Origin of the sequence: Burkholderia sp. 9777_1386 (assembly GCF_015712265.1) — a bacterium.
GTDB classification, from domain to species: Bacteria; Pseudomonadota; Gammaproteobacteria; order Burkholderiales; family Burkholderiaceae; genus Burkholderia; species Burkholderia cenocepacia.
In genome coordinates, this window is sequence record NZ_JACCQB010000031.1 from 12,535 (window position 1) to 33,345 (window position 20,811).

Annotated in this window: 13 protein-coding genes and 2 pseudogenes; 8 read left to right on the forward strand and 7 right to left on the reverse strand. The window is 67.8% G+C overall.

Going from position 1 to position 20,811, the window contains the following annotated elements; genetic code table 11:
• Nucleotides 1-13: 13 nt before the first annotated feature.
• Together tssH and tssA are read left to right on the forward strand one after the other, a co-directional pair.
• A complete protein-coding gene (gene tssH / locus H0X91_RS21835; protein ID WP_062911039.1) occupies nucleotides 14-2,683 on the forward strand; it encodes a type VI secretion system ATPase TssH in 2,670 nt (889 codons plus the stop codon).
• A 44-nt stretch (nucleotides 2,684-2,727) separates the two neighbouring features.
• The gene (gene tssA, locus H0X91_RS21840; protein WP_006484398.1) at nucleotides 2,728-3,849 is read left to right on the forward strand and encodes a type VI secretion system protein TssA; all 1,122 of its coding nucleotides are present in this window, start codon (nucleotides 2,728-2,730) and stop codon (nucleotides 3,847-3,849) included.
• A 93-nt stretch (nucleotides 3,850-3,942) separates the two neighbouring features.
• On the opposite strand, the gene H0X91_RS21845 is transcribed toward tssA, so the two are convergent.
• From H0X91_RS21845 to H0X91_RS21860, 4 genes are all read right to left on the reverse strand, one after another.
• Nucleotides 3,943-4,893: an OmpA family protein gene (locus H0X91_RS21845; protein ID WP_006494417.1), complete on the reverse strand. Its 951-nt coding sequence runs from the start codon at nucleotides 4,891-4,893 to the stop codon at nucleotides 3,943-3,945.
• A 4-nt stretch (nucleotides 4,894-4,897) separates the two neighbouring features.
• Complete coding sequence (gene tagF, locus H0X91_RS21850) at nucleotides 4,898-5,887, reverse strand: type VI secretion system-associated protein TagF (RefSeq protein WP_006483243.1); 990 nt, start codon at nucleotides 5,885-5,887, stop codon at nucleotides 4,898-4,900.
• Nucleotides 5,884-9,828, reverse strand: coding sequence for a type VI secretion system membrane subunit TssM (tssM, locus tag H0X91_RS21855; protein ID WP_196433342.1), 3,945 nt, complete (start codon nucleotides 9,826-9,828; stop codon nucleotides 5,884-5,886). Before tssM ends, tagF begins: the two co-directional genes overlap by 4 nt.
• 301 nt (nucleotides 9,829-10,129) lie before the next feature.
• Nucleotides 10,130-10,975 (reverse strand): M15 family metallopeptidase, encoded by an 846-nt coding sequence (locus tag H0X91_RS21860; RefSeq protein ID WP_062911037.1) that lies wholly within the window; start codon nucleotides 10,973-10,975, stop codon nucleotides 10,130-10,132.
• Between the two features lie 121 nt (nucleotides 10,976-11,096).
• Between H0X91_RS21860 and H0X91_RS21865 the strand changes: the two genes are divergently transcribed.
• Together H0X91_RS21865 and H0X91_RS21870 are read left to right on the forward strand one after the other, a co-directional pair.
• On the forward strand, nucleotides 11,097-12,089 hold the full coding sequence (locus H0X91_RS21865) for a hypothetical protein (protein WP_006494415.1): 993 nt from the start codon (nucleotides 11,097-11,099) through the stop codon (nucleotides 12,087-12,089).
• Nucleotides 12,090-12,300: 211 nt separating this feature from the next.
• Nucleotides 12,301-13,329: pseudogene (locus H0X91_RS21870) on the forward strand (transporter).
• 30 nt (nucleotides 13,330-13,359) lie between these two features.
• Here H0X91_RS21870 and H0X91_RS21875 read toward each other — a convergent pair.
• Both H0X91_RS21875 and H0X91_RS21880 read right to left on the reverse strand, forming a co-directional pair.
• A pseudogene (locus H0X91_RS21875) lies at nucleotides 13,360-13,506 on the reverse strand (DUF1427 family protein); the annotation flags it as partial.
• A gap of 27 nt (nucleotides 13,507-13,533) precedes the next feature.
• Entirely contained in the window at nucleotides 13,534-14,511 is a 978-nt protein-coding gene (locus H0X91_RS21880; RefSeq protein WP_034201070.1) for a quinone oxidoreductase family protein, read from the reverse strand.
• Nucleotides 14,512-14,672: 161 nt separating this feature from the next.
• Between H0X91_RS21880 and H0X91_RS21885 the strand changes: the two genes are divergently transcribed.
• Nucleotides 14,673-15,593 carry a LysR family transcriptional regulator gene (locus H0X91_RS21885; protein ID WP_006481915.1) on the forward strand — a complete coding sequence of 307 codons (921 nt, stop codon included), beginning with the start codon at nucleotides 14,673-14,675 and terminating at the stop codon, nucleotides 15,591-15,593.
• Between the two features lie 122 nt (nucleotides 15,594-15,715).
• On the opposite strand, the gene H0X91_RS21890 is transcribed toward H0X91_RS21885, so the two are convergent.
• Nucleotides 15,716-17,884 carry a M1 family metallopeptidase gene (locus tag H0X91_RS21890; RefSeq protein ID WP_006481916.1) on the reverse strand — a complete coding sequence of 723 codons (2,169 nt, stop codon included), beginning with the start codon at nucleotides 17,882-17,884 and terminating at the stop codon, nucleotides 15,716-15,718.
• A gap of 642 nt (nucleotides 17,885-18,526) precedes the next feature.
• On the opposite strand from H0X91_RS21890, the gene H0X91_RS21895 reads away from it, so the two are divergent.
• The 3 genes from H0X91_RS21895 (at nucleotide 18,527) to H0X91_RS21905 (ending at nucleotide 20,778) form a co-directional block, all read left to right on the forward strand.
• On the forward strand, nucleotides 18,527-19,021 hold the full coding sequence (locus H0X91_RS21895; RefSeq protein WP_062911036.1) for an LEA type 2 family protein: 495 nt from the start codon (nucleotides 18,527-18,529) through the stop codon (nucleotides 19,019-19,021).
• 153 nt (nucleotides 19,022-19,174) lie between these two features.
• Nucleotides 19,175-19,507, forward strand: a complete 333-nt coding sequence (locus tag H0X91_RS21900) for a YegP family protein (protein ID WP_034201067.1) — start codon at nucleotides 19,175-19,177, stop codon at nucleotides 19,505-19,507.
• 137 nt (nucleotides 19,508-19,644) lie between these two features.
• The gene (locus H0X91_RS21905) at nucleotides 19,645-20,778 is read left to right on the forward strand and encodes a methyltransferase (RefSeq protein WP_006494412.1); all 1,134 of its coding nucleotides are present in this window, start codon (nucleotides 19,645-19,647) and stop codon (nucleotides 20,776-20,778) included.
• The last annotated feature ends 33 nt before the right edge of the window (nucleotides 20,779-20,811 follow it).

Consider the following 20,811-nt stretch of genomic DNA (forward strand, 5'->3'; position numbering starts at 1 on the left):
TGAGATCGACGCCATGAGCACGCCTCTGAAGACCCTGATCACGAAACTGAACCCGCTGTGCCGCCACGCGACCGAGCGGGCGGCGAGCGCGTGCCTGGCGCGCGGCCACTACGAGGTCGATCTGGAACACCTGTTCCTCGCGTTGCTCGACGAGGCGACGGGCGACCTGCCGCTCGCGTTGCGCGCGAGCCGCGTCGATCCGCATGCGCTGCACGCCGATCTCGAACGCGAGCTCACGCGCCTGAAGACCGGCAACACGCGCACGCCGGTGTTCTCCGTGCACCTGATCGCGCTGTTCGAGCAGGCGTGGCTGATCGCGTCGCTCGATTCGCAGCTCGGCCGCATCCGGTCGGGTCACCTGCTGCTCGCGCTGCTGACCGCGCCGGATCTCGCGCAGTTCGCGCAACGGATGTCGTCGCGCTTCGCGGAAATGAACGTGACGGACCTGAAGCACAAGTTCGACGAAATCATGGCCGGTTCGAGCGAAGCCGAGCCGCGCCAGACGGACGACGAGGGCAGCGACGTCGCGCCCGCCGCCGACGGCATGGCACCCGCGGCCGGCCCGTCGAAGACGCCCGCGCTCGACACGTACACGACCAACCTCACGCAGCGCGCCCGCGACGGCAAGATCGATCCGGTGATCGGCCGCGAAGCGGAGATCCGCCAGGCGATCGACATCCTGATGCGCCGTCGCCAGAACAACCCGATCATGACCGGCGAGGCCGGCGTCGGCAAAACGGCGGTCGTCGAAGGGCTCGCGCTGCGGATCGCGGCCGACGACGTGCCGCCGCCGTTGCGCGGCGTCGCGCTGCACGTGCTCGACATGGGGCTGCTGCAGGCCGGCGCGAGCGTGAAGGGCGAGTTCGAGAACCGGCTGAAGAGCGTGATCGACGAGGTGAAGAAGAGCGCGCATCCGATCATCCTGTTCATCGACGAGGCGCACACGATCATCGGCGCGGGCGGCCAGGCCGGCCAGAACGACGCGGCGAACCTGCTGAAGCCGGCGCTCGCGCGCGGCGAGCTGCGCACGATCGCCGCGACGACGTGGAGCGAATACAAGAAGTATTTCGAGAAGGATGCGGCGCTCGCGCGGCGCTTCCAGGTCGTGAAGGTCGAGGAGCCGAGCGAGCCGCTCGCGGCCGCGATGCTGCGCGGGATGTCGGGCCTGATGGAGAAGCACTTCAACGTGCGGATTCTCGACGACGCGATCACCGAGGCCGTGCGCCTGTCGCATCGCTACATCAGCGGCCGTCAGCTGCCGGACAAGGCGATCAGCGTGCTCGACACCGCCTGCGCGAAGGTCGCGCTCGCGCACAGCGCGACACCGGCGGCGATCGACGACACCAAGAAGCGCATCGAGCGCATCGATGCGGAAATCGCGTCGCTCGAGCGCGAGGCGGCGGGCGGCGCGGCGCACGACGAGCGGCTCGGCGAGCTGCGCGGCGCGCGCGACACGGCGCTCGAACAACTGGCAAAGAACGAGGAACGCTACGAAGCCGAGCGCGTGATCGTCGCCGAGATCACCGAGCTGCGCGATGCGCTCGACCGCGCACGCGGCCCGTCGGAAGACGGCCAGCCGGTCGACGTGCAGGCCACCCGCGACAAGCTCGCGGAGCGCGTCGCGGCGCTGCACGCGCTGCAAGGGGGCGAGCCGATGGTGCCGCTGCAGGTCGACGGCCACGTGGTCGCCGAGATCGTCGCCGCGTGGACCGGCATACCGCTCGGCCGGATGGTGAAGGACGAGATCGACACCGTGCTGAACCTGCAGCCGCTGCTGACCGCGCGCGTGATCGGCCAGGACCATGCGCTGGAGGCGATCGCGCAGCGCGTGCGCACCGCGACCGCGAACCTCGAGGATCCGAACAAGCCGCGCGGCGTGTTCATGTTCGTCGGGCCGTCGGGGGTCGGCAAGACCGAGACGGCGCTGGCGCTGGCCGACATCCTGTACGGCGGCGAGCGCAAGATGGTCACGATCAACATGAGCGAGTACCAGGAAGCGCACAGCGTGTCGGGCCTGAAGGGCTCGCCGCCGGGCTACGTCGGGTACGGCGAAGGCGGCGTGCTGACCGAGGCCGTGCGCCGCAACCCGTATTCCGTCGTGCTGCTCGACGAAGTCGAGAAGGCGCACCCCGACGTGCTCGAAATGTTCTTCCAGGTGTTCGACAAGGGCACGATGGACGATGCGGAAGGGCGCGAGATCGACTTTCGCAACACGCTGATCATCCTGACCTCGAACGTCGGCTCGGCCGCGGTGATGCAGGCGTGCCTGAACAAGCCGGCCGAGGAACTGCCCGACCCGGACACGCTCGCCGAGACGCTGCGTCCGCAGTTGTACAAGACCTTCAAGCCGGCGTTCCTCGGCCGGATGAAGGTCGTGCCGTACTACCCGATTTCCGACGACGTGCTGGCCGAGATCATCGAGCTGAAGCTCGAACGCATCCGCCGCCGGATCGAAGCGAACCACAAGGCCGCGTTCGAGTGGGACGAGTCGCTCGTCGACGCGGTGCTCGCGCGCTGCACCGAGGTCGACTCGGGCGCCCGCAACGTCGACCACATCCTGAACGGCACGCTGCTGCCGGAGATCGCGGGCCACGTGCTGGGCCGGATCGCCGACGGCGCGGCCATCGCGCGCATCGCGGTGCGCGCGGACGAGGCCGGCGAATTCGCGTACACCGTCGAATGAGTCCCCGCACGCGACATCTCATGCATCAACGGATTCACTGAACCATGCCGATCAATCTCCCCGAGCTGCTGACGCCGATCAGCGAGGCGTCGCCCAGCGGCGACGACCTGCTGTTCTCGAACGAATTCGACGCGATCCAGGACGCGCGGCGCTACGACGACCCGACGCTCGACCAGGGCGAATGGGTGACCGAGATCAAGGAGGCCGACTGGGGCTTCGTCGTCGACCATGCGGGCGAGCTGCTGCGCACGCGCACGAAGGACCTGCGGCTCGCCGTGTGGCTGACCGAGGCGCTCGCGCTCGAGGACGGCATCACCGGCCTCACCGAAGGCTATGCGCTGCTCGAGGGTCTGTGCCGCGAGTTCTGGGACACCTTCCACCCGCTGCCCGAGGACGACGACATCGAGCACCGGCTCGGCAACGTCGCATGGCTGTCCGGTCGCACGGCCGAGCTGCTGCGCGCGGTGCCGCTGACCGACGGTGCATCGAATGCGTTCAGCACGCTCGACTGGGAAGTCGCGCAGCACGTCGCGCAGTCGATCAAGCGCGACCCCGAGCATGCGGACGACATCGCGCGCGGCAAGCCGTCGATCGAGCAGATCGACGCGTCGCGGCGCGTGACGTCGATCGCGTTCTACACGGCGCTGCTGGCGAACCTGAAGGCGTTCGAATTCGCGCTCGATGCGTTCGAGGAGCGGCTCGTCGAGCGCGCGGGCGATTCGGCGCCGAGCTTCCGGCAGGCGCGCGACGCGTTCGAGACCGTGTACCGGCTCGCCGAGCGCTTCGCGCGCGAACAGGGCTATACCGGCAGCGCGCCGCACACGCAGGCGGTGCAGCAGGCCCAGCCCGAGCGCATCGAGCCGGTGTTCGGCCAACCGATCCAGACCGAGGAGACCCACGTGCAGCAGCAGACCGCTTCGCGTCCTCCGGTGACGCAGACGATCGCCGGCATCCAGAACCGTGCGCAGGCCGTCGACCAGTTGCGTGCGGTGGCGCGCTATTTCCGTCAGACCGAGCCGCACAGCCCAGTCGCGTATCTCGCCGACAAGGCGGCCGAATGGGCCGACATGCCGCTGCACAAGTGGCTCGAGAGCGTCGTGAAGGACGACGGCTCGCTGTCGCATATTCGCGAACTGCTGGGCGTGCGGCCCGACGAGCAGTCGTAAACGCAAGACGGGCGGTGCATCGCTGCCGCCGCCCGTCGTATGCCGTGCCGCCGCCGCGCTCCGTCATGGAGACGGCGGCCGGTCGAGGTCCCGTTACTGCCCGACGCGGAATTCGATCCGCCGGTTCCGCGCCCGCCCGTCGGCCGTATCGTTCGGCGCGATCGGCTGATCCGGCCCGACGCCCGTCGTCGTCATCTGCTGCGGCGGAATGCTCTTCGTGATCAGGTAGCCCTTCACCGCATCCGCGCGCGCCTGGCTCAGCGCGATGTTCGACGTCCGGTTCCCCGAGTTGTCGGTGTGGCCGATGATGTCGACCGTGCGGTTCTGCATCTTCGCGAGCGCGGCCGCCATCTGGTCGAGGATCAACTTGCCCTGCGGCGTCAGCGTCGCGCTGCCGGTCTCGAACTCGATCGTCCGGTTCGCGAGCGTCTGGTCGAGCACGCCCTGCTCGGACGCCGACACGCGCAGCCCGTTCTTGATCGTGTACGTCGGGTTCAGCGTGTTCGCCATGTCGCTCGCGAGCTGCTGGCGCTGCGCCTCGTTGTGCACCTCGCCCTTCATCTCGATCTGCGTGCCGTTGATCTTCAACTGGCCCTTGCTGATCTGCTTGAGCTGCGCGCCGAGCAGTTTCTGCACGTTCGCGCTCCAGTTCGGCGGCGTCGCGACGTCGCCCACCTCGATCTGGTCGACGACGTTCGTCGCGCCGTAGGTATCGCGCAGCTTCTGCAGCACGGCGGCCTTGGTCGCCTCGTCGGGCACCTTGCCGCCGACCACCACCTGGCCGGGCGCCGCGTTCGCGGGCGGCGGCGTGAGCGTGCCGGCGGTGCCGTGCACCACCGTGCCGGACGCGCCGCCGGCGTTGGGGTTGGCCTGCGGCAGCGCGGTCGTCGCGACCGTGCCGTTGCCGACCGGCGTGACGGTCGCGCCGGTGTTCTGCGCGAAGGCCGCGCCGCTCGCGACGAGGCCGGCCGCGAACAGCGCGGCGAGGGCGGGCGAGACGGCGGCCGACAAGCGCGCGCGCCGGACCTGAATCGTGCGATGCATGCGGTCAGCCTCCGATGAACGCTTCGCGGAACGCGTCGATGGCGACGCGCAGCGAGAGTTGCGGTTGGTCGAGGTAGCTGACGAGCTTGCTGATCTGGTGATCGTTTTGCGCATGGGCGTCGATCCACTCGGGATCGTCGATGTCGATGTTGTGGGCGGCGTAGGTCTGCGGGTCGACGACGCTCAGCAGCGTCTTCGCCGACGCGCCGTTGAAGCCGATGACGAGCCGTTCGCGTTCGGCGATCGTGCCGATGAAGATCGCGAGCTCGAAGTCGGCCTGCGCGACGAACGGCGCGATCAGCTCGAGCCAGAACGCGGCGACGAGGCTGCGGTAGAACGGATCGACCGGCAGCGGCAGCGTGAGGCCGCGTTCGATGTGCGACGAACCGCTCTGCATCACCGGCCGCAGCAGCGAGCCGAGCGCGAGCATCGCGCCGCGCAGCCGCACCGGATGACCGCTTTCGAGCAGCATCTCCTGCAGGCCGTGCAGCGTCTGGTGTTCGACGAAATCGTTGAAGGTGCCGTCATGCGACGTGCCGGGGCCGCCGATGTCGATCGGCACCTGCGTGTCGCCGAGCGCCTGCAGCGCGCCGGGCGGCTCGTCCTTGCCGAGCAGCGGCGGGATCTGCGCGGCGACGCGCGACCACAGCCGCGCGAACGCGAGCGGGCTGCGCGCGAGGAAGGCGACCGGCCGGTCGACCTCCAGCGCGGTGGCGCCGAGGAACGGGAAGCGGCGCATCGACACGTCGTGGCTCGCGACCATGTGGCCCGCGATCGCGAGCTTGCTGCGCGAGCCGAGGAACGCGAAATGCATCGGCTTCGCATCCTCGTAGACGATCTTCCAGCGCGGATCTTCCGCGAGCAGCTCCAGCGCCTGTGCGATCCAGCGATCGAGCGTCTGCAGCAGTTGCGGATTGTGCGCGCTCTTCACGAAGTCGCCGCGCGACGGAATCTTGCCGAAGTAGGCGATTTGCGCCTGTACGGTTTGCGTCATTGCGCCCTCTGTGCATTCGTTGCGTTGGCGGCCGCGACCGCCGGCGCGGCGCCCGGCGTGCCGATGCCGGCTTGCGTCGCGTTCTGCGCGGCGCCCGCGCTCGCGTCGGCGACCGACGACGGCAGCTGCAGGCCGCGCAGGCTTTGCTGCTGCGGCTGGTCGCCGCCACCGGCCGACGGTTGCGACGTGCTGATGATGCGCATCGTCACCGACACGTTCACGCTGCCCTGTGCCCACGTCAGGTCGAAGGTGCCGTCCGGACGGCGCTTGCGCTGCGCCGAGTTGATCAGCTTCTCGAGACCGTAGCGGCCCGGCTCGTTGACGAGCTGCACCGTGCGGCCGTCGAAGGTCGTCGCGGACAGCGTCGCGCCCGGCGAACCCTGCGGGTTCGGCCACACGAAGTTGGTCCACTGCGGCGGCGTGTTGCGGTAGCGCAGCTGCTGGCCGTCGATCGCGATCGTGTATTCCGTCGTGCCCGTGCTCGGTTGCGGCAGGATCTGGAACACGGTCTGCGGCTCGGCCGACGCGGCTGCGCTGCCGGCCGCGCCGCCCGCGAGCGGCGCGACCCAGCGGGCGAAGCCGTTGGTGAAGTCCGGCGTGAGTCCGATGCCCATGTCGCCCCACGTGCGGGCGGCGAGCGTGTCGCCGCGGCGCACCGCGAGCGGCCCGAGCGTCGTCCCGACGAACTTCGCGATCGAGCCGTCCGGACCGAACACCTGCGCGATCTCGCCGGCGCCGGCCTCGACCTTCGCGTTCGCGGCGAACGGGTACTTCGTCGCGAGCGAGCTCTGGAACGGCTGGTAGACCTGCGCGTTCCACACCTTGTTGACTTCGGCGCTGGCCGGCTGGATCACGACCGCGAACGCCTGCATCAGCGGCCGCACCAGCAGCGGACGCAGCGACTTGCGTTGCGAATCGGTCAGGCCCGTCAGCATCTGCTCGTCGACGAGCTTCAGCGAATCGGCGAGTTCCGAACCGCTGCCGTCGAGCGTCTGCTGCATCAGCTGGCGCGCGCCCGGCCCCGGGTCGCCCTGATTCTTGATCACGTTGAAGCGCGTGCGGACCTTCGACAGCGACTCCATGTAGCCCTTCAGCATCGACGTGCCGTCGTGCGTCGCGACGATCCGCGCGAGCCCGACGAACTCCTGGCCGATCGGACCCATCGGCACCTCGGCCGGATTGCCGTTGATGTCGATGTTGGCTGCCGCCACCTGGCCGGCCTGCGAGCGCGAGAACAGCTGCTTGACCCAGTTCACGACGCCCGTCTGCGCCTTCTTGATCGTCACGTTCGCGAGCGACGGGTTGTCCCACGACGTCTGGTCGTACGCGGTCTCGAGGATCTTGCGGATCGGCGAATCCTGCGGGTCGCCGAGGCGGTTCATCCCGTCGACGGCCTGGCCGAAGCTGGTGAAGCCCTGTACCGCGATGCCCTGCATGAACTTCTGCCAGTGCTGCGCGTACTCGGTCTTGTACATGCCGACGAGCGTCTTCTGGATCTGCTCGGGGCTGCCCTCGAGCGTCAGGTCGTCCTGCGTCGACGTGTTGAGCACCCAGTCCTTCGCCTGCAGCTCCTTGGTCGCCGCATCGCGGATCGCCGGCTGCACGTAGTCGAACCACGCTTCACGCGTGAACGTGCCCGGAATCGCGTAGCTGCCTGCCACGAGCCCCTGGTTGCCGTCGCCGACGATGCGCGCGATGGTCATCGGCGCGAAGCGGGTCGACGCGCGGGCCTTGATTTCCTCGTAGACGCGCTGGCGGGCCGGCATGCCGCGCACCACGCGGCGCAGGTTCTCGCGGGTCTGGTCGACGAGCGCGAGGTTCGCGTCGATCATCGGCCAGTCGTTGTCGTTCACGCGGGACAGGTAGAACGAGATCATCCGCTCGGCGCTCCGGATCATCTCGTCGCGCGGCATGTTGCCGCGATTCGTCTCGAGCCAGCCGCGCCAGAAGCGGGCGAGCTGGTCGGTCAGGTGCGCCTGTTCGACGTGACGCTTGTCGGACAGCATCAGGTACGTCTTGAGCGCGTTGTACGCATCCTGCACGTTGGTTGGCGACGCGTCGCTGTAGAGGCCGCCTTGCGGGGCGGCCGCCTGTTGCGGTGCGGTGGCCGGCGCGGTGCCGGACGCGGCCGGCGCGGCGCCCGCCTGCGGGGCGGCGCCTGCCGCGTTCGTCGAGACCGGTATCGTGCCGCCCTGCACGGCGCCCGATTCGGGCGGGCGCGTCATCGGCACGAGCTGCTCGGGGTGCGCGTTCACGTCCTTCATGAACGACGCGAGGTTTTGCGAGACCGGCGCGAGCAGGATCTGGCGCACGCCGTTGTAGTACTCGGTCAGCAGATGCTGCTCGAGCCGGTCGCCCTGGTACAGGCCGAGCGACACCGACATCGGCTTGTCGCGGCGGAACTGTTCGAGCTGCTCGATCCGGTCCTCGAGGATGTCCATCGCCTGCAGGCGCGACTGCAGGTCGTTGCGGCCCTGCTGCAGGCGCGTGACGTTGTCGAGGTCGGCCTGCACGTTCGCGACCAGCTGCTGGTTGCCGATCGTCGACCAGGTCCAGCCGCCCAGCGCGAGCGCGAGCGCCGCGACGAAGCCGAAGAAGGTCGCGTAGCGCAGCCGCGTCTTGGTCGGGCTCGCGAACTGGCGCACCGTCTGGCGGTCCGCGAAGATCACCTTCGAGAACAGGTCGCGCAGGAAGAAGCCGTTCTTCGAGAACGCGCTGTGCGGTTTCGGCAGCGCATTCCCGTCGAGGCCGAAGCGGTGCGCGATGCGCTGCGCGGCCGCGCTGTTGGTTTCGCCTTCCTGCAGCGCGCTGGTGAAGTAGAAGCCGCGGAAGATCGGCTTGTACTGGAACGGGTTGTTCTCGAACAGCGTCGCGAGGAACGCGCGCAGCGACGGCTTGATCGTCGAGAATTCGAGCGGGAAGCTCAACTGGCCCGGCGACAGCTGGTTGCCGCGCGACAGCGACAGCTGCGCGACGCTGATTTCCTTCAGCCCTTCGTAGAGTTCCTCGAAGTGCGTGTCGAACTGCGCGACGACGTCGCGCTTGTCGTCGGGCTCGTAGGGCAGGGTGGCGCCCCACACGCGGTCGTACTCGTGCTTGTCGCTGCTGCTGAAGAATTCGGTGAAGCCGGTGATCAGGTCGGCCTTCGTGAACATCACGTAGACCGGCGCGAACACTTCCAGCTTTTCCGTCAGCTCCTGAACGCGCTGACGGAGGTTTTTCGCGAGGTTGATCGCGAATTCGGGGCGGTTGCCGGTGAGTTCGGCGATGCTGGCCGTGACGATGATGCCGTTGATCGGCGCCTTCGGACGGTAGCGCTTGAGCAGCCCGAGGAAGCCGAGCCACTCGCTGCGGTCTTCCTCGTGCACCGAATAGCGGCCGGCCGTGTCGAGCAGGATCCCTTCGGTCGTGAAGAACCAGTCGCAGTTGCGCGTGCCGCCGATGCCGTGGATCACGGCGCTGTTCTTGTCCGCGAACGGGAACTGCAGGCCGGAATTGAGCACGGCGCTGCTCTTGCCCGCGGCCGGGTTGCCGATCACGATGTACCACGGCAGTTCGTACAGCGCGGAGCCGCCCGACACCTGGCCGATCTTCGACGTCTTGATCGTCTTCACCGCATCCGACAGGCGCGTGCGCAGCACGTCGAGGTCGGCGGTCTTCGCGTCCGGTGCGAGCGCGGCAGCGGCCGGCGCGGCGATCTTGCCGGTTTCCGCCTGCTCTTCCAGCACCTGGCCGAGCTGCTGGTTCGCACGCTTCACGCGCCAGCGGCGCCACAGCGCGACCACGAGCCACAGCGCGAGGATCGCCGCGAACGCGGTCGCCGCCCACAGGAGCGGCAGCTGCAACATGTCGGCGACGATGAACAGAATGGCCGCTAGCGCGACGATCCCGACGATCGAGAGCGTACGCGGATGAGTCAGCACGTTAAGGATGCGTTGCATAGGACGTTCAGGTTCCGGTGCGATTCGGTGAGGCGACGCAGGCGCGTCGAGCGGCAAGGGTGGCGCCGCGATGTGTCGCCATGCTGTCAAACGGGATGAAGGGGGCTGGCATCAATGCGCCCGCGGCATCGGAGAAGGCGCGCGCATTAACGAAAGGACGCTGTGAGATTTAAAACGGAAGCGGCGGCCGGAAAAAATCGCGCACCGGAATGCCCGATTTTCTGCGTCGCCCATATCGTTTCCTGCCGGGATATTAAAAAGCCCCATGCCGCCCTCATTATTTCCTGTCCGGCAGCCCTGGCTAGCTGCCGCGTCCCAGTTTAAAACCGGGTTTATGGTATTCCACGTGCCCGAGATCCATCATTTTCCATCGGCCGCCCCAGGTCAGGCCGACTTGTTCGGCGACCTGGCCGTACAACTGGTAGCCGCGCATCGCCCACGGATCTTTCTCGGAAATGACCAGCTTGCCGTCGCGCAGGAATGCGTTATCGGCCGCCAGCCCGAATTGGTGATAACTCTGGAAGGCTGCCGCGTTGGTCACGTTGCTGCCCATCTGCGCCAGCCGGTTCTGCCGTTCCGGGCTCCGGTAACCTTCCAGCAACGCCATTTCATAACCGTGCTGTTCGTGCATGATCTTGTAGATCAGCAGCAAACGCGTACGGAAATCCGGATCCAGCAGGTTCCAGTCGCGGCTCGCATCCTTCAGCGCCGGGCGGACCTGTTCGACTTCCTTGGTGGCGAAGACTTCCGGCGGCAGCGGCGGGGGCGGCACGAGTTGCTCGCCCTGCAGCAGCGCGGCGATCTTCTCGTCGGGCACGCGCGCCGTGTCGTCGTACTGGAACAATTGCCGGCCGCGTAACGCAATGGCGACCAATGGCGGCGTCGCAAGAATACCTGCCGATACCATAATCATCAAGCGCCGCCGAACCAGTAAATTTTGCACATCGTTTAATGCGCCGCGCGTAACGCTTGCCGATTTAACAATCTGACTCCGCGTGCGCGCGGCGCGATCGTTCGCACGGCGGGTAAGACGGCCGTGAAACTGGGCAACGGATTCGAAAACGGTCGCGCGGATACCCGGTAAAAGCAACAGTGCCGCAACGGCGACGGCAAGGGCGAAATAGGCGACGAGTGCGACGGCAATCAACGATATCCCCGGAAATTGGAATTGATTGTGTTTTGCAATGCTTGCTCTTAGAATCAGGCTGCTTCGAGAGGCCGGGCTATATTATCGCGGTGAATTAAACCAGGATTCAATGAGACGCTGAATGAGTGCGCCGGAAAATTCAAATTCGAAAACTCCGCCCAGCCTGCTGTCCGATACTAAACCGGCGGGCGAGGGAGGGCCACGGCAGTCGCGCATTCTCGCGGATCTGGAAGGGCGTGTCACGCCGCCCGCCGAGCCGCCGCGCCGTTCGCTGAAGGCGCCGATCGCCGCGGTCGTGGCGTTGGTCGTGGCCGTCGGCGGCTGGGGCGCGTGGCGCATGCAGCAGTCGTCGGGCGAGCAGCCCGCGGTCGTCACGGCCGCGACGGCACCCGCGGCGGCTGCGCCGGACAAGGCCACGCCGGCCAGCGGCGCCGCCGCGCAGGTCGCGCAGAACGGGGCGTCCGCTGCGTCGGCCGTGCAACCGGCCACGATCGTCAACGACGATTCGGCGTCCCAGGCCGTTGCATCCGCATCGGCTTCCGCCGCCTCCGCGGCGGACAACAGCCGGCTGTCGCGCGCGCTCGCCAACGGCGCCGAAGAGGGCTCGGGCGGGGCGGCTGCGGCCGGCGTCGCCGCCACTGCGGCCGCCGCAGCGGCGACGTCCAAGACCGCGAAGGCCGACGTGTCGAAGAGCACGAAGGTCGCCGCGCACGGCAAGACCGACACGAAAACCGAGGCGAAGGCCGACACGAAGGCCGAAGCCCGCAAGCATCGCAAGGAACAGCAGGCCGAGCTCGCGCAGGCGAAGAAGCGCCGCGAGGCGACGCCCACCCGAACCGCGAAGGCGGCGGGGAAGGACGATCCGGATGCCGATCTGCTCGCGGCGCTCGTCGCGCGCACGAAGCCGGCCGACAAGAAACTCGCCGCTCAGAAGGGGCAGGCCGTGCCGACCAAGACGGCGGCAACCACCGGCGGCTCGCTGGCGTCGCGCGTGAAGGAGTGTTCGGAGCGCGGTTTCTTCGAGGATCAGCTGTGTCGCTGGCGCGTGTGCGACGGCCACTGGGGCAAGGACCCCGCGTGCCCGAGCGCCGCGCAGTCGGAGACGCGGCAGTAACGCGTGCCGCGCCCGTCACGAGGTCTTTCCGGTCAGCGCCGCCCATCGGGCGGCGCGTTGTTTTTGGGGCAGGAGAAGCTGCCGGTATGATGTCGCGTGACACTGTCACGCGCGCGTCACGCCCGTCGGGCATACGTCTCCTTTCCTTACCCGGCGCGGGCCCGCGACCCACGATGTGCGGCGCGCCGCGTGCCGCCCCCCCTTCGACACGATGGACCTGATCGTACAGACTTACGGCGCCGATACCTCCGGCATGGTGTGCGGATTCCGCTTCGATCCGGGCGGCGCCGGCGCGCTGCTCGATGCCGACGCGGCCGCCGCATGGCTGCGCACGTGCCGCGAGCACGGCGCGGCCGCATCGGGCGATTTCGTCTGGCTGCATTTCAATCTCGCGCACGGCGCGAGCGAGCGCTGGATGCGCACGCATCTCGGGTTGCCCGACAGCTTCTTCGAATTCCTGCACGAAGGCTCGCGCTCGACGCGCATCGAGCAGTAAGACGGCGCGTTGCGCGCGATCGTCAACGACGTGATGTTCAACCTCGAGCTCACGCCGTCGGAGATCGCGACGCTGTTCGTCCACGTCGAGCGGCGCATCATGGTGACCGCGCGGCTCAAGCCGCTGCGCTCGGTCGACACGCTGCGCGCGTGCGTGCGCGACGGCGAGCAGTTCCGCTCGCCCGCGGAGCTGCTCGTGCACCTGTTGCGCGACCAGGCCGACCTGCTGATCCAGATCATGCGGCGCACGAGCATCGACGTCGACCGCATCGAGGATCGCTTCCTGTCGCAGCGGCTCACGTCGAGCCGCATCGAACTCGGTGCGATGCGCCGCACGCTGACGCGCCTGCAGCGCATGCTCGCGCCGGAGCCCGGGTCGATCTTCCGGCTGCTCGCGAAGCCGCCCGCGTGGCTGCACACGGAAGACGTTCAGGAGCTGCGCGAGTCGACCGAAGAGTTCTCGCTGGTGCTCGCCGATCTGGCGGGGCTCAACGAGCGGATCAAGCTGCTGCAGGAAGAGATCGGTTCGCGCCTCGACGAGCAGAACAACCGGACGCTGTTCACGCTGACGCTCGTCACCGTGATCGCGCTGCCGATCAACATCGTCGCCGGCTTCTTCGGGATGAACGTCGGCGGCGTGCCGTTCTCGGAGAACAAGCACGGCTTCTGGCTGATGGTGCTGCTCGTTGCCGGCTTCACCGCGCTGGCCGCGTGGTGGGCGTTCCGGCGCCGCGACGATCGTTAGCGCGGCATCGGGCGTTGCATCGACGCATCAACGCAGCAGCGCGATCGCGCGTTCGCCGATCACCATCCCGAGCAGGCCGACGAGCGCAACGAGCGGCGGGGCCGGCGAGCGCACGTGCAGCAGCGCGTACAACACGCCGACACCGACGCCCACCACGAGCGAGGTCACGTAATCCATCATGGCGGTCTCCCGTTGGGGCCGGTGTCAGGGCTTGAGGATGACGCGCTCGCGCGCGCCGGCCAGCACCGCGCGATACGCGTCGTGCGCACGCTCGAGCGGGTACACGTAGTCGTCGCCGATCGGGAACGGGCGCAGCGTGCCGTTGCCGAAGCCGGGCGCGAGCGTATCGAGGATCTGCGCGACCGCGGCCGCGCCGAGCTGCAGCGAATCGATGCCCACGAACGTGTGCTGGCCGCGATAGAACGCGAAGATGTCGAACGGCACGCTGCGCTCGATCGTCGAGATGAAGATCTGTCGCGCGCCGATCGCCATCGACGCGTTCGCCGCTTCGAAATACGGGCTGCCGACCGTGTTGTAGACGATGTCCGCGCCGTGGCCGCCGGTCAACTCGCGTACCGCGTCGGCCACCGTCCGGCTCGATGCGTCGATCATGGGGACGTCGCCCGACGCATGGCCGCGATAGGCGCCGGGCCCGCGCTCGACGCCGATCACGGTCGCGCCGCGTGCGGTGGCGAGCTGGATCGCGGCCTGACCGACCTTGCCGTTCGCGCCGAACACGAGCACGACGTCGTCGGCCGTCGGCATGCCGGCTCGGCGCAGGCCTTCGTACGCGGTGACGAACGGCACGCCCACGCCGGCCGCCTCGTCGAGCGTCAGCACGCCCGGCTTGCGGCGCACGTGCGCGGCGTCCAGTACGAGCCATTCCGCATGCGAACCGTCGCGCCCGACGCCGAGATCGCCACCCGAGCCCCACACCGGCGCGCCGATCCAGTTGTCGGGGCCGCTGCGCACGATGCCGGCCCAGTCGCGCCCCGGCGTGCGCGGCCACACCGCATGCGGCATGCGGCCGAGCGCGGCCTTCACGTCGCTCGGGTTCACGCCGGCCGCGCGCACCTCGATCAGCATCTGGCCGTCGGCCGGTACGGGCGGGGCGATGTCCCGGACCCGCGCGTCGAGCGACTCGATGTCGGCGGCGGGGCTGTCGAAGCGGATGCTGCGCATGATGATCTCCGTGAACGATGGCGGCTGCCCGGCCCGGCGGGCCGGCGCGTGCGGCGGATGAAACCGGTGAATGCAGTCTAGTGGGCCCGGTTTGACGCGGAAACGTGCAAAGGCGGATGATTGTTTTGCGTATTCCGCATAGCCCATCCACAGGCTCACGAATGGACGACTTCCTTTCCCCGCACCTCGCGCTGTTCGTCGACGTGGTCGACCAGCAGAGCTTCTCGGCGGCCGCGCGCCGGCTCGGCGTCGCCGCGTCGTCGGTCACGCGGCGCATCGACCGGCTCGAGACGCAGCTCGGCATCCGTCTCCTGCATCGCACCACGCACGCGCTGCGGCCGACCGAGGCCGGGCAACTGCTGTACGGGCGCGCGACCCGAATGCTGGCCGAGCTGCGCGGATTGCAGGAAGACCTGCACAGCCAGCACGACGAACCGGGCGGGCTGCTGCGCGTCGACTGCCCGGCGCCCTTCGGTCGGCGGCACCTGATGGCCGCGCTGGCCGCGTTCATGCAGCGCTATCCGGCGCTGCAGGTCGACCTCGTGCTGACCGACAGCATGGTCGACCTGCAGGGCGCGCGGCTGGGTTCCGACGTCGATCTCGCGGTGCGCATCGGCCCGCTCGAGGACACGCGTTTCGTCGCGACGGTGCTGGCGCCGCAGCGGCGCGTGCTGTGCGCGAGCGCGGCCTACCTCGCCCGGCGCGGCGAGCCCGCATCGCCCGACGCGCTCGCCGGCCATGACTGTCTCGCATGGCATGGCGCGCCGCCGCCCGGCGCGTGGCGCTTCGGCGAGCGCCGTCACGTGCCGGCGCAGCCGCGGTTTCGCAGCAATCATTCGGAAGCGTTGCTCGAGGCGGCCATCGACGGGCTCGGTCTCGCGCACCTGCCGACCTGGCTCGCGGCGGACGCGCTGCGCGACGGACGGTTGCGCGCGCTGCTGCCGCAGTACGCGGCGGCGCCCGAGCCGGCGACGATCCACGTGCTGCGTCAGCAGGCGCGCGGCAGTGCGCGCACGTCGCGGCTCGTCGCGTTCCTCGCCACGTGGTTCGCGCAGCCGGCGTGGGACGCCGCGTGGGCGTGACGACGGGCGAACGTCGCGCCCCATGAAAAAAGGGCCTCGCATGCGAGGCCCGTCAACAGGTCGGAGAAACCGGTACGCCGGCCGGCGCCGCGGGTCGCGCGGCACCGGCCGGACGCGCACCGTTACTGCGTGACTACCTTGCGCGGCTTGAAGATGCCCTGGTATTGCAGGGCCGGGCGTTGCTTCGTCACCGGTTCGATGCCGCCGAAGCTCGGCGTCTGGCGCAGCTTCATCGCGGCCGGCGAAGCGACCGAACCGATCGACGTCGAGCGCGAAGCCGGCGCGAGGTTGTTCGCGACGAGCAGCGCCGCTTCGCTCTTCAGGTTCGCCAGCAGCACCGGATCGGTGGAGCTGTTGATCTGCGTGAGCAGCCCGCTCCAGGCCGCGTCGCTGTAGTTCACGACGTAGTAGTCGAGACCGCTCGGATCGGCGACCACGCCCGTGCAGCCGTCGATCCGCGTCTGCGTCTGCGTGTCCTTCAGCGCGAGCGTCGTGCGTTTCGCGAGACCCTGGCCGTACGCGAGCGTGAGCGGCACCGTCCACTGCAGGCCCGGATACGCGTTCTTGTTCGGGAACGGCTGCTGTTTCAGCGTGACGACCGTCTGGTTCTTCGTCAGGTCGCATTGCGTGTCGAGCGAGATCAGCGGCACGCCGGTCTGGCGCACGTAGCTGTCGCCGATCGGGCCGACCGCCTGGCCGCTTTCCTTCGACAGCGCATCCCACAGACGCTTCGGCGTCCCGTTGCCGAACGAGTAGTCGACCAGGTACTGCTGCAGGCCCTTACGCAGCGTCTGCTCGCCGAGATAGTTCTCGAGCGTCTTCAGCACGTGGCCGCCCTTGTCGTACGTGAACGCGCTGGCGCTCAGCACGAAGTCGTTCGACGCCCAGTCGTTGAAGTTCGGCGCGACCGGGAATGCGTTCGGGCCGATGTCACGATTGATCACGCGATACTTGTTCTTCACCTGGTCGAGCCAGCTGAACTCGTCGGGGAAGAACTGGATCGTCGTCTTCGTCTCGAAGAACGTCGCGAACGATTCGTTGAGCCACACGTTGTCCCACCAGTCGGTGGTCACGAGATCGCCGAACCACTGGTGCGCCACTTCGTGCGTCAGCACTTCGTTGCCGTAGTGCGACATCGGCTGACCCGGCTGCGGCAGGATGTCGTCGGCGAACTCGAGGATCGAGCCCCAGTTCTCCATCCCGCCGAAGTTCAGGTCCTTCTGCTCCTTGAACGCATCGTTCGCGGCCACCGTGTCGAACTTCGTGAGCGGCAGCGGGATGCCGGTGTAGCGGTAGTAGTAGTCGAGCGCCTGCTTGGTGCGGTCCATCGCCGGCTTCGCCCACTCGCTCATGCCCGGCGGCGTGAACACGCGCAGGTGCAGGCCGCCCTTGCCGCCCGGCAGCGGGCTCGTGAAGTCGTCCTCGTAGGTGTCGAACATGCCGCCGCCGAAGAACAGCAGGTACGACGGCATCGGCGGGGTCTTCTCGAACTGCACGAGCTTGTAGCCGCCGCCGACGTTGGTCGACGGCTTCTCGGCCGCGTTCGACACGACGCGCCAGCTTTGCGGCACTTCGGCCGTCACTTCATAGGTCGGGCGGAACGCCGGCTCGTCCCAGCCGGGGAACCACTGGCGCGACAGGTTGGTTTCGCCCTGCGTCAGGATCGCGCCGCTCGTCTTGCCGTCGGTGCCCTTCAGGTCGACGCGGAACACGCCTTCCGCGGCCGAGCAGCCCGGATACGGATCGTCGCCGCAGCTGCCGCCCGTGTGGTTGACCGGATCGTCATACGACTTGAAGTTGATGATGCCCGACCACTCCATGTGCAGCGAATAGTTGCCCGGCGAGATCGAGCCGCTCACGGGGCGCAGCTGATAGAAGTCGCCCTTGTCCTGCGGCGTCGCGATCAGCTGGATGTTGCCCGGCTGCAGCGTGATGCGGCCGTTGGTGAACTTGATCCGGTGGCCGGCGATCACGATGTTGTTGACCGGCTTGAGCACCTTGATCTCGACGTCGGCGCGGCCGTCGAACGCGTTCAGCGCTTCGTTCGGGCGGAACCACAGCCGGTAGTTCACGGGCACCACGGTGTCCGGCAATTCGACGGGCGAGACGCTCTTGTCGACGTTCGATGCGCTCGGCGGCGCGGCGACGGTGGGCGACGAGCCCGTATGCGGCGCGCCGGCGGAGCTGAGCGCGGAAGCGGAGCCCGCACCGCCGTCGTCGCCGCCGCACCCGGCGAGCGCGAGTGCGGCGACGAGCGGCAGATAACGCATCTTGCGAATATGGATCGACATGACTGAAACCTCGATTGTTGAAAGAATCGTTCAGTGCTGCGAAAACGCCGGCAAAAGCAATCCCCTCGCCGTTTAATCAACAGCGAAAAAATGCCAATGACGGATTATTCGAAAAGACGGCGGCCGACTACGTGAAGGTAATCATGGTTTACTGCCCCCTCTGGATTTCCGGATGTCGGTTAACTTGCCGGTTCAAAATGGCCGGGCGCGTGTTGTACTGAATTGATTTCGCGCGCACGACACGGGGCAGCACGCCCGGCGCAGGCGCGCAATCCCTTTGAACCGACGACCTACGGGGCTGGCCGGGCCAGGCCGCAGGACGGAAGGACAGCGTGTCGCCGTCCCGTAAATTCGCCGTCATGCGGCTTCAAGGTTTGTCGGCTTGCTCCAAGGATGCGTAAATATACTTGATGGTTTTGGGTAAAGGAAACGAAAAATTTAGAAAGAGCATCTATTGAATTCCGAGCGCTTCATTGAATGCTGAAAGTCATTAATGCGCTTTCCGTTTAGCCGGAAATTTCGTAGTTTTAATCTATTAACGATCTGCCGGCGCCACGAAAACTACGAAGTCCGGCGAGAGGCTGCATGGTCGGTACAATGCGTCGACGACCCGTTCACCGATCGCCACGAGGAGGCCTCCCCATGCCATGCGCCCTGTTCCGTATCGCGCCGCGGCGCGCCGTGCTGCTGCTGTTCGCGACCGTGTTCCTGCTGGGCGGTTGCGCGGCGCTCACGCGCGAGCCCGTGCGCGTGTCGGTCGCCGGACTCGACCCGCTGGTCGGGCAGGGTCTCGAGATGCGCTTCAGCCTGAAGTTGCGCGTGCAGAATCCGAACGACGCGCCGATCGACTACGACGGCATCTCGGTCGCGCTCGACCTGAACGGCGCGCCGTTCGCGAGCGGGGTCAGCGACCGGGCGGGCACCGTGCCGCGGTTCGGCGAGGCCGTGCTCGACGTGCCCGTGTCGGTGTCGGCTTTCGCTGCCGCCCGGCAGGCGTGGAACCTGCCCGGCGCGGCCGCAAACGGCGAGCTGCCGTATGCGTTGCGTGGCCGGCTCGCCGGCAGCGTGCTGGGCACGGTGCGCTTCAACGACGCGGGCACGCTGCGCCTGCCGACCATGCCGGGATGGGGCGGCTAGATCGTTCGGCCGGATTCAACGTCGGTCAAAGATGTCTGAAAATTCACCATTTGACAGTCTTTAACGCTTATCTCCGCGAAATGTCGATTTTTGTCGGCATGCCCCTTACACTTGCCGATGTCCGAGGGTCGGACATTTTTTTAGGGGAACGCCATGGCGGCAAAATTCGAACTCAAGAAGGCCACGAACGGCCAGTACTACTTCCACCTGAAGTCGGCGAACGGCGAGATCATCCTCGCGAGCGAGCGGTACGAGGAGAAAAGCGGGGCGAGAAACGGGATCGCGTCCGTGCGGGAAAACGCGCCGCTCGACGAGCGTTACGAACGGAAGCTCGCCCACAACGGTGAGCCCATGTTCAATCTGAAGGCGGCCAACCACCAGGTCATCGGCACGAGCGAGACGTACAGCAGCGTGCAGGCTCGCGAGAACGGCATCGCGGCCGTCAAGCGCGATGCACCCATTGCGGAAACCGTCGATCTCGCCTGATTGACGAGATTGCGCCGCGATGAACGCTTCCGGGCGATTGTCGCGGCGCCTGTTTTGCCGGGTCGGGCAAAGCGCGGTATGGTGTGGTCCGCGCGGCGAATTCTCGCTGCCGCTGAGCCAACCGTAACCGAGTTCGCGTGACCGATTCCCCCGTTTTCCACTGGACCGACGCCGACGGCGTCGATCATGCCGTGCGCTGGCGCTCCGAAGCCGGCGTGCAACCGCCGAAGCGCGCGGTGCCCGCCGACGACCGCCTGACCGCCGACGCGGCCTACCGCCTCGCGTGCGAGGGCACCGCGCTCGTCTGGCAGGGCGACTTCCAGAATGCACGCCAGCTCGTGCAGGCGATGGCGCGCCGTGTCGAACGCAAGCCGAAGAAGGCGAAAGCCGCGGCCGGCGTCGATGCGTTCAACCTGCATCGTCTCGCGCAATCGCAGCGCGCCCGCACGCTTGGCATGCTGCTGATCCCGCTCGACGCCGATTACACGATCCCGCTGCGCCGCGCGCCCGACGTGCGCGCGGCCTGCGAGGAAGCGTACGGCCCCGGCGGCGCGCCGTCGGTGGTGTCGCTGCGCGAACTGCTCGGGCTCGTCGGTGCGCATGAGTGGCGCAAGAAGGGCGTGCCGATCCCGGCGCTCGGCGGCGCGCCGATCCACCCGCATTACGGCGTGTTCTCGCCGGTGCGCGGCGAATACGTCGAGCTCGTCGCACGCGCGCCGCTGCCGGCGACGTCGCTCGCATTCGACATCGGCACAGGTACCGGCGTGCTGGCCGCGGTACTTGCCTCGCGCGGCGTCGAGCATATCGTCGCGACCGATCAGGATCCGCGTGCGCTCGCTTGCGCGCGCGAGAACGTCGCGCGGCTCGGTCATGCGGGCCACGTCGATATCGTCGAGGCCGACCTGTTTCCCCCCGGCCGTGCGCCGCTCGTGGTCTGCAACCCGCCATGGGTGCCGGCCCGGCCGAGCGCGCCGATCGAATACGCGGTCTACGATCCGGACAGCCGCATGCTGCGCGGTTTCCTCGCGGGGTTGGCCGCGCATCTGGAGCCGGGCGGCGAGGGCTGGCTGATCCTGTCCGATTTCGCCGAGCATCTCGGCCTGCGGCCGCGTGAAACCCTGCTGCAATGGATCGACGAAGCCGGCCTCGTCGTGCTCGGCCGCGACGACATCCGTCCCGCGCACCCGAAGTCGACGGACGCCGACGATCCGCTGCATGCGGCGCGTCGTGCCGAGATCACGTCGCTGTGGCGGCTCGGCGCCCGGGCCTGACCGCGTATTTTCGGTAAACTGTCGCCATTCCTC

What these genes read in the sequence shown, in the direction of transcription:
- H0X91_RS21845 (WP_006494417.1), bottom strand. Translation starts at nt 4,893, where the DNA reads ATGCATCGCACGATTCAGGTCCGGCGCGCGCGCTTGTCGGCCGCCGTC.
- H0X91_RS21880 (WP_034201070.1), bottom strand. Translation starts at nt 14,511, where the DNA reads ATGCGCAGCATCCGCTTCGACAGCCCCGCCGCCGACATCGAGTCGCTC.
- H0X91_RS21865 (WP_006494415.1), top strand. Translation starts at nt 11,097, where the DNA reads ATGAGTGCGCCGGAAAATTCAAATTCGAAAACTCCGCCCAGCCTGCTG.
- tssH (WP_062911039.1), top strand. Translation starts at nt 14, where the DNA reads ATGAGCACGCCTCTGAAGACCCTGATCACGAAACTGAACCCGCTGTGC.
- H0X91_RS21885 (WP_006481915.1), top strand. Translation starts at nt 14,673, where the DNA reads ATGGACGACTTCCTTTCCCCGCACCTCGCGCTGTTCGTCGACGTGGTC.
- H0X91_RS21900 (WP_034201067.1), top strand. Translation starts at nt 19,175, where the DNA reads ATGGCGGCAAAATTCGAACTCAAGAAGGCCACGAACGGCCAGTACTAC.
- H0X91_RS21890 (WP_006481916.1), bottom strand. Translation starts at nt 17,884, where the DNA reads ATGTCGATCCATATTCGCAAGATGCGTTATCTGCCGCTCGTCGCCGCA.
- tssM (WP_196433342.1), bottom strand. Translation starts at nt 9,828, where the DNA reads ATGCAACGCATCCTTAACGTGCTGACTCATCCGCGTACGCTCTCGATC.
- H0X91_RS21895 (WP_062911036.1), top strand. Translation starts at nt 18,527, where the DNA reads ATGCCATGCGCCCTGTTCCGTATCGCGCCGCGGCGCGCCGTGCTGCTG.
- tssA (WP_006484398.1), top strand. Translation starts at nt 2,728, where the DNA reads ATGCCGATCAATCTCCCCGAGCTGCTGACGCCGATCAGCGAGGCGTCG.
- tagF (WP_006483243.1), bottom strand. Translation starts at nt 5,887, where the DNA reads ATGACGCAAACCGTACAGGCGCAAATCGCCTACTTCGGCAAGATTCCG.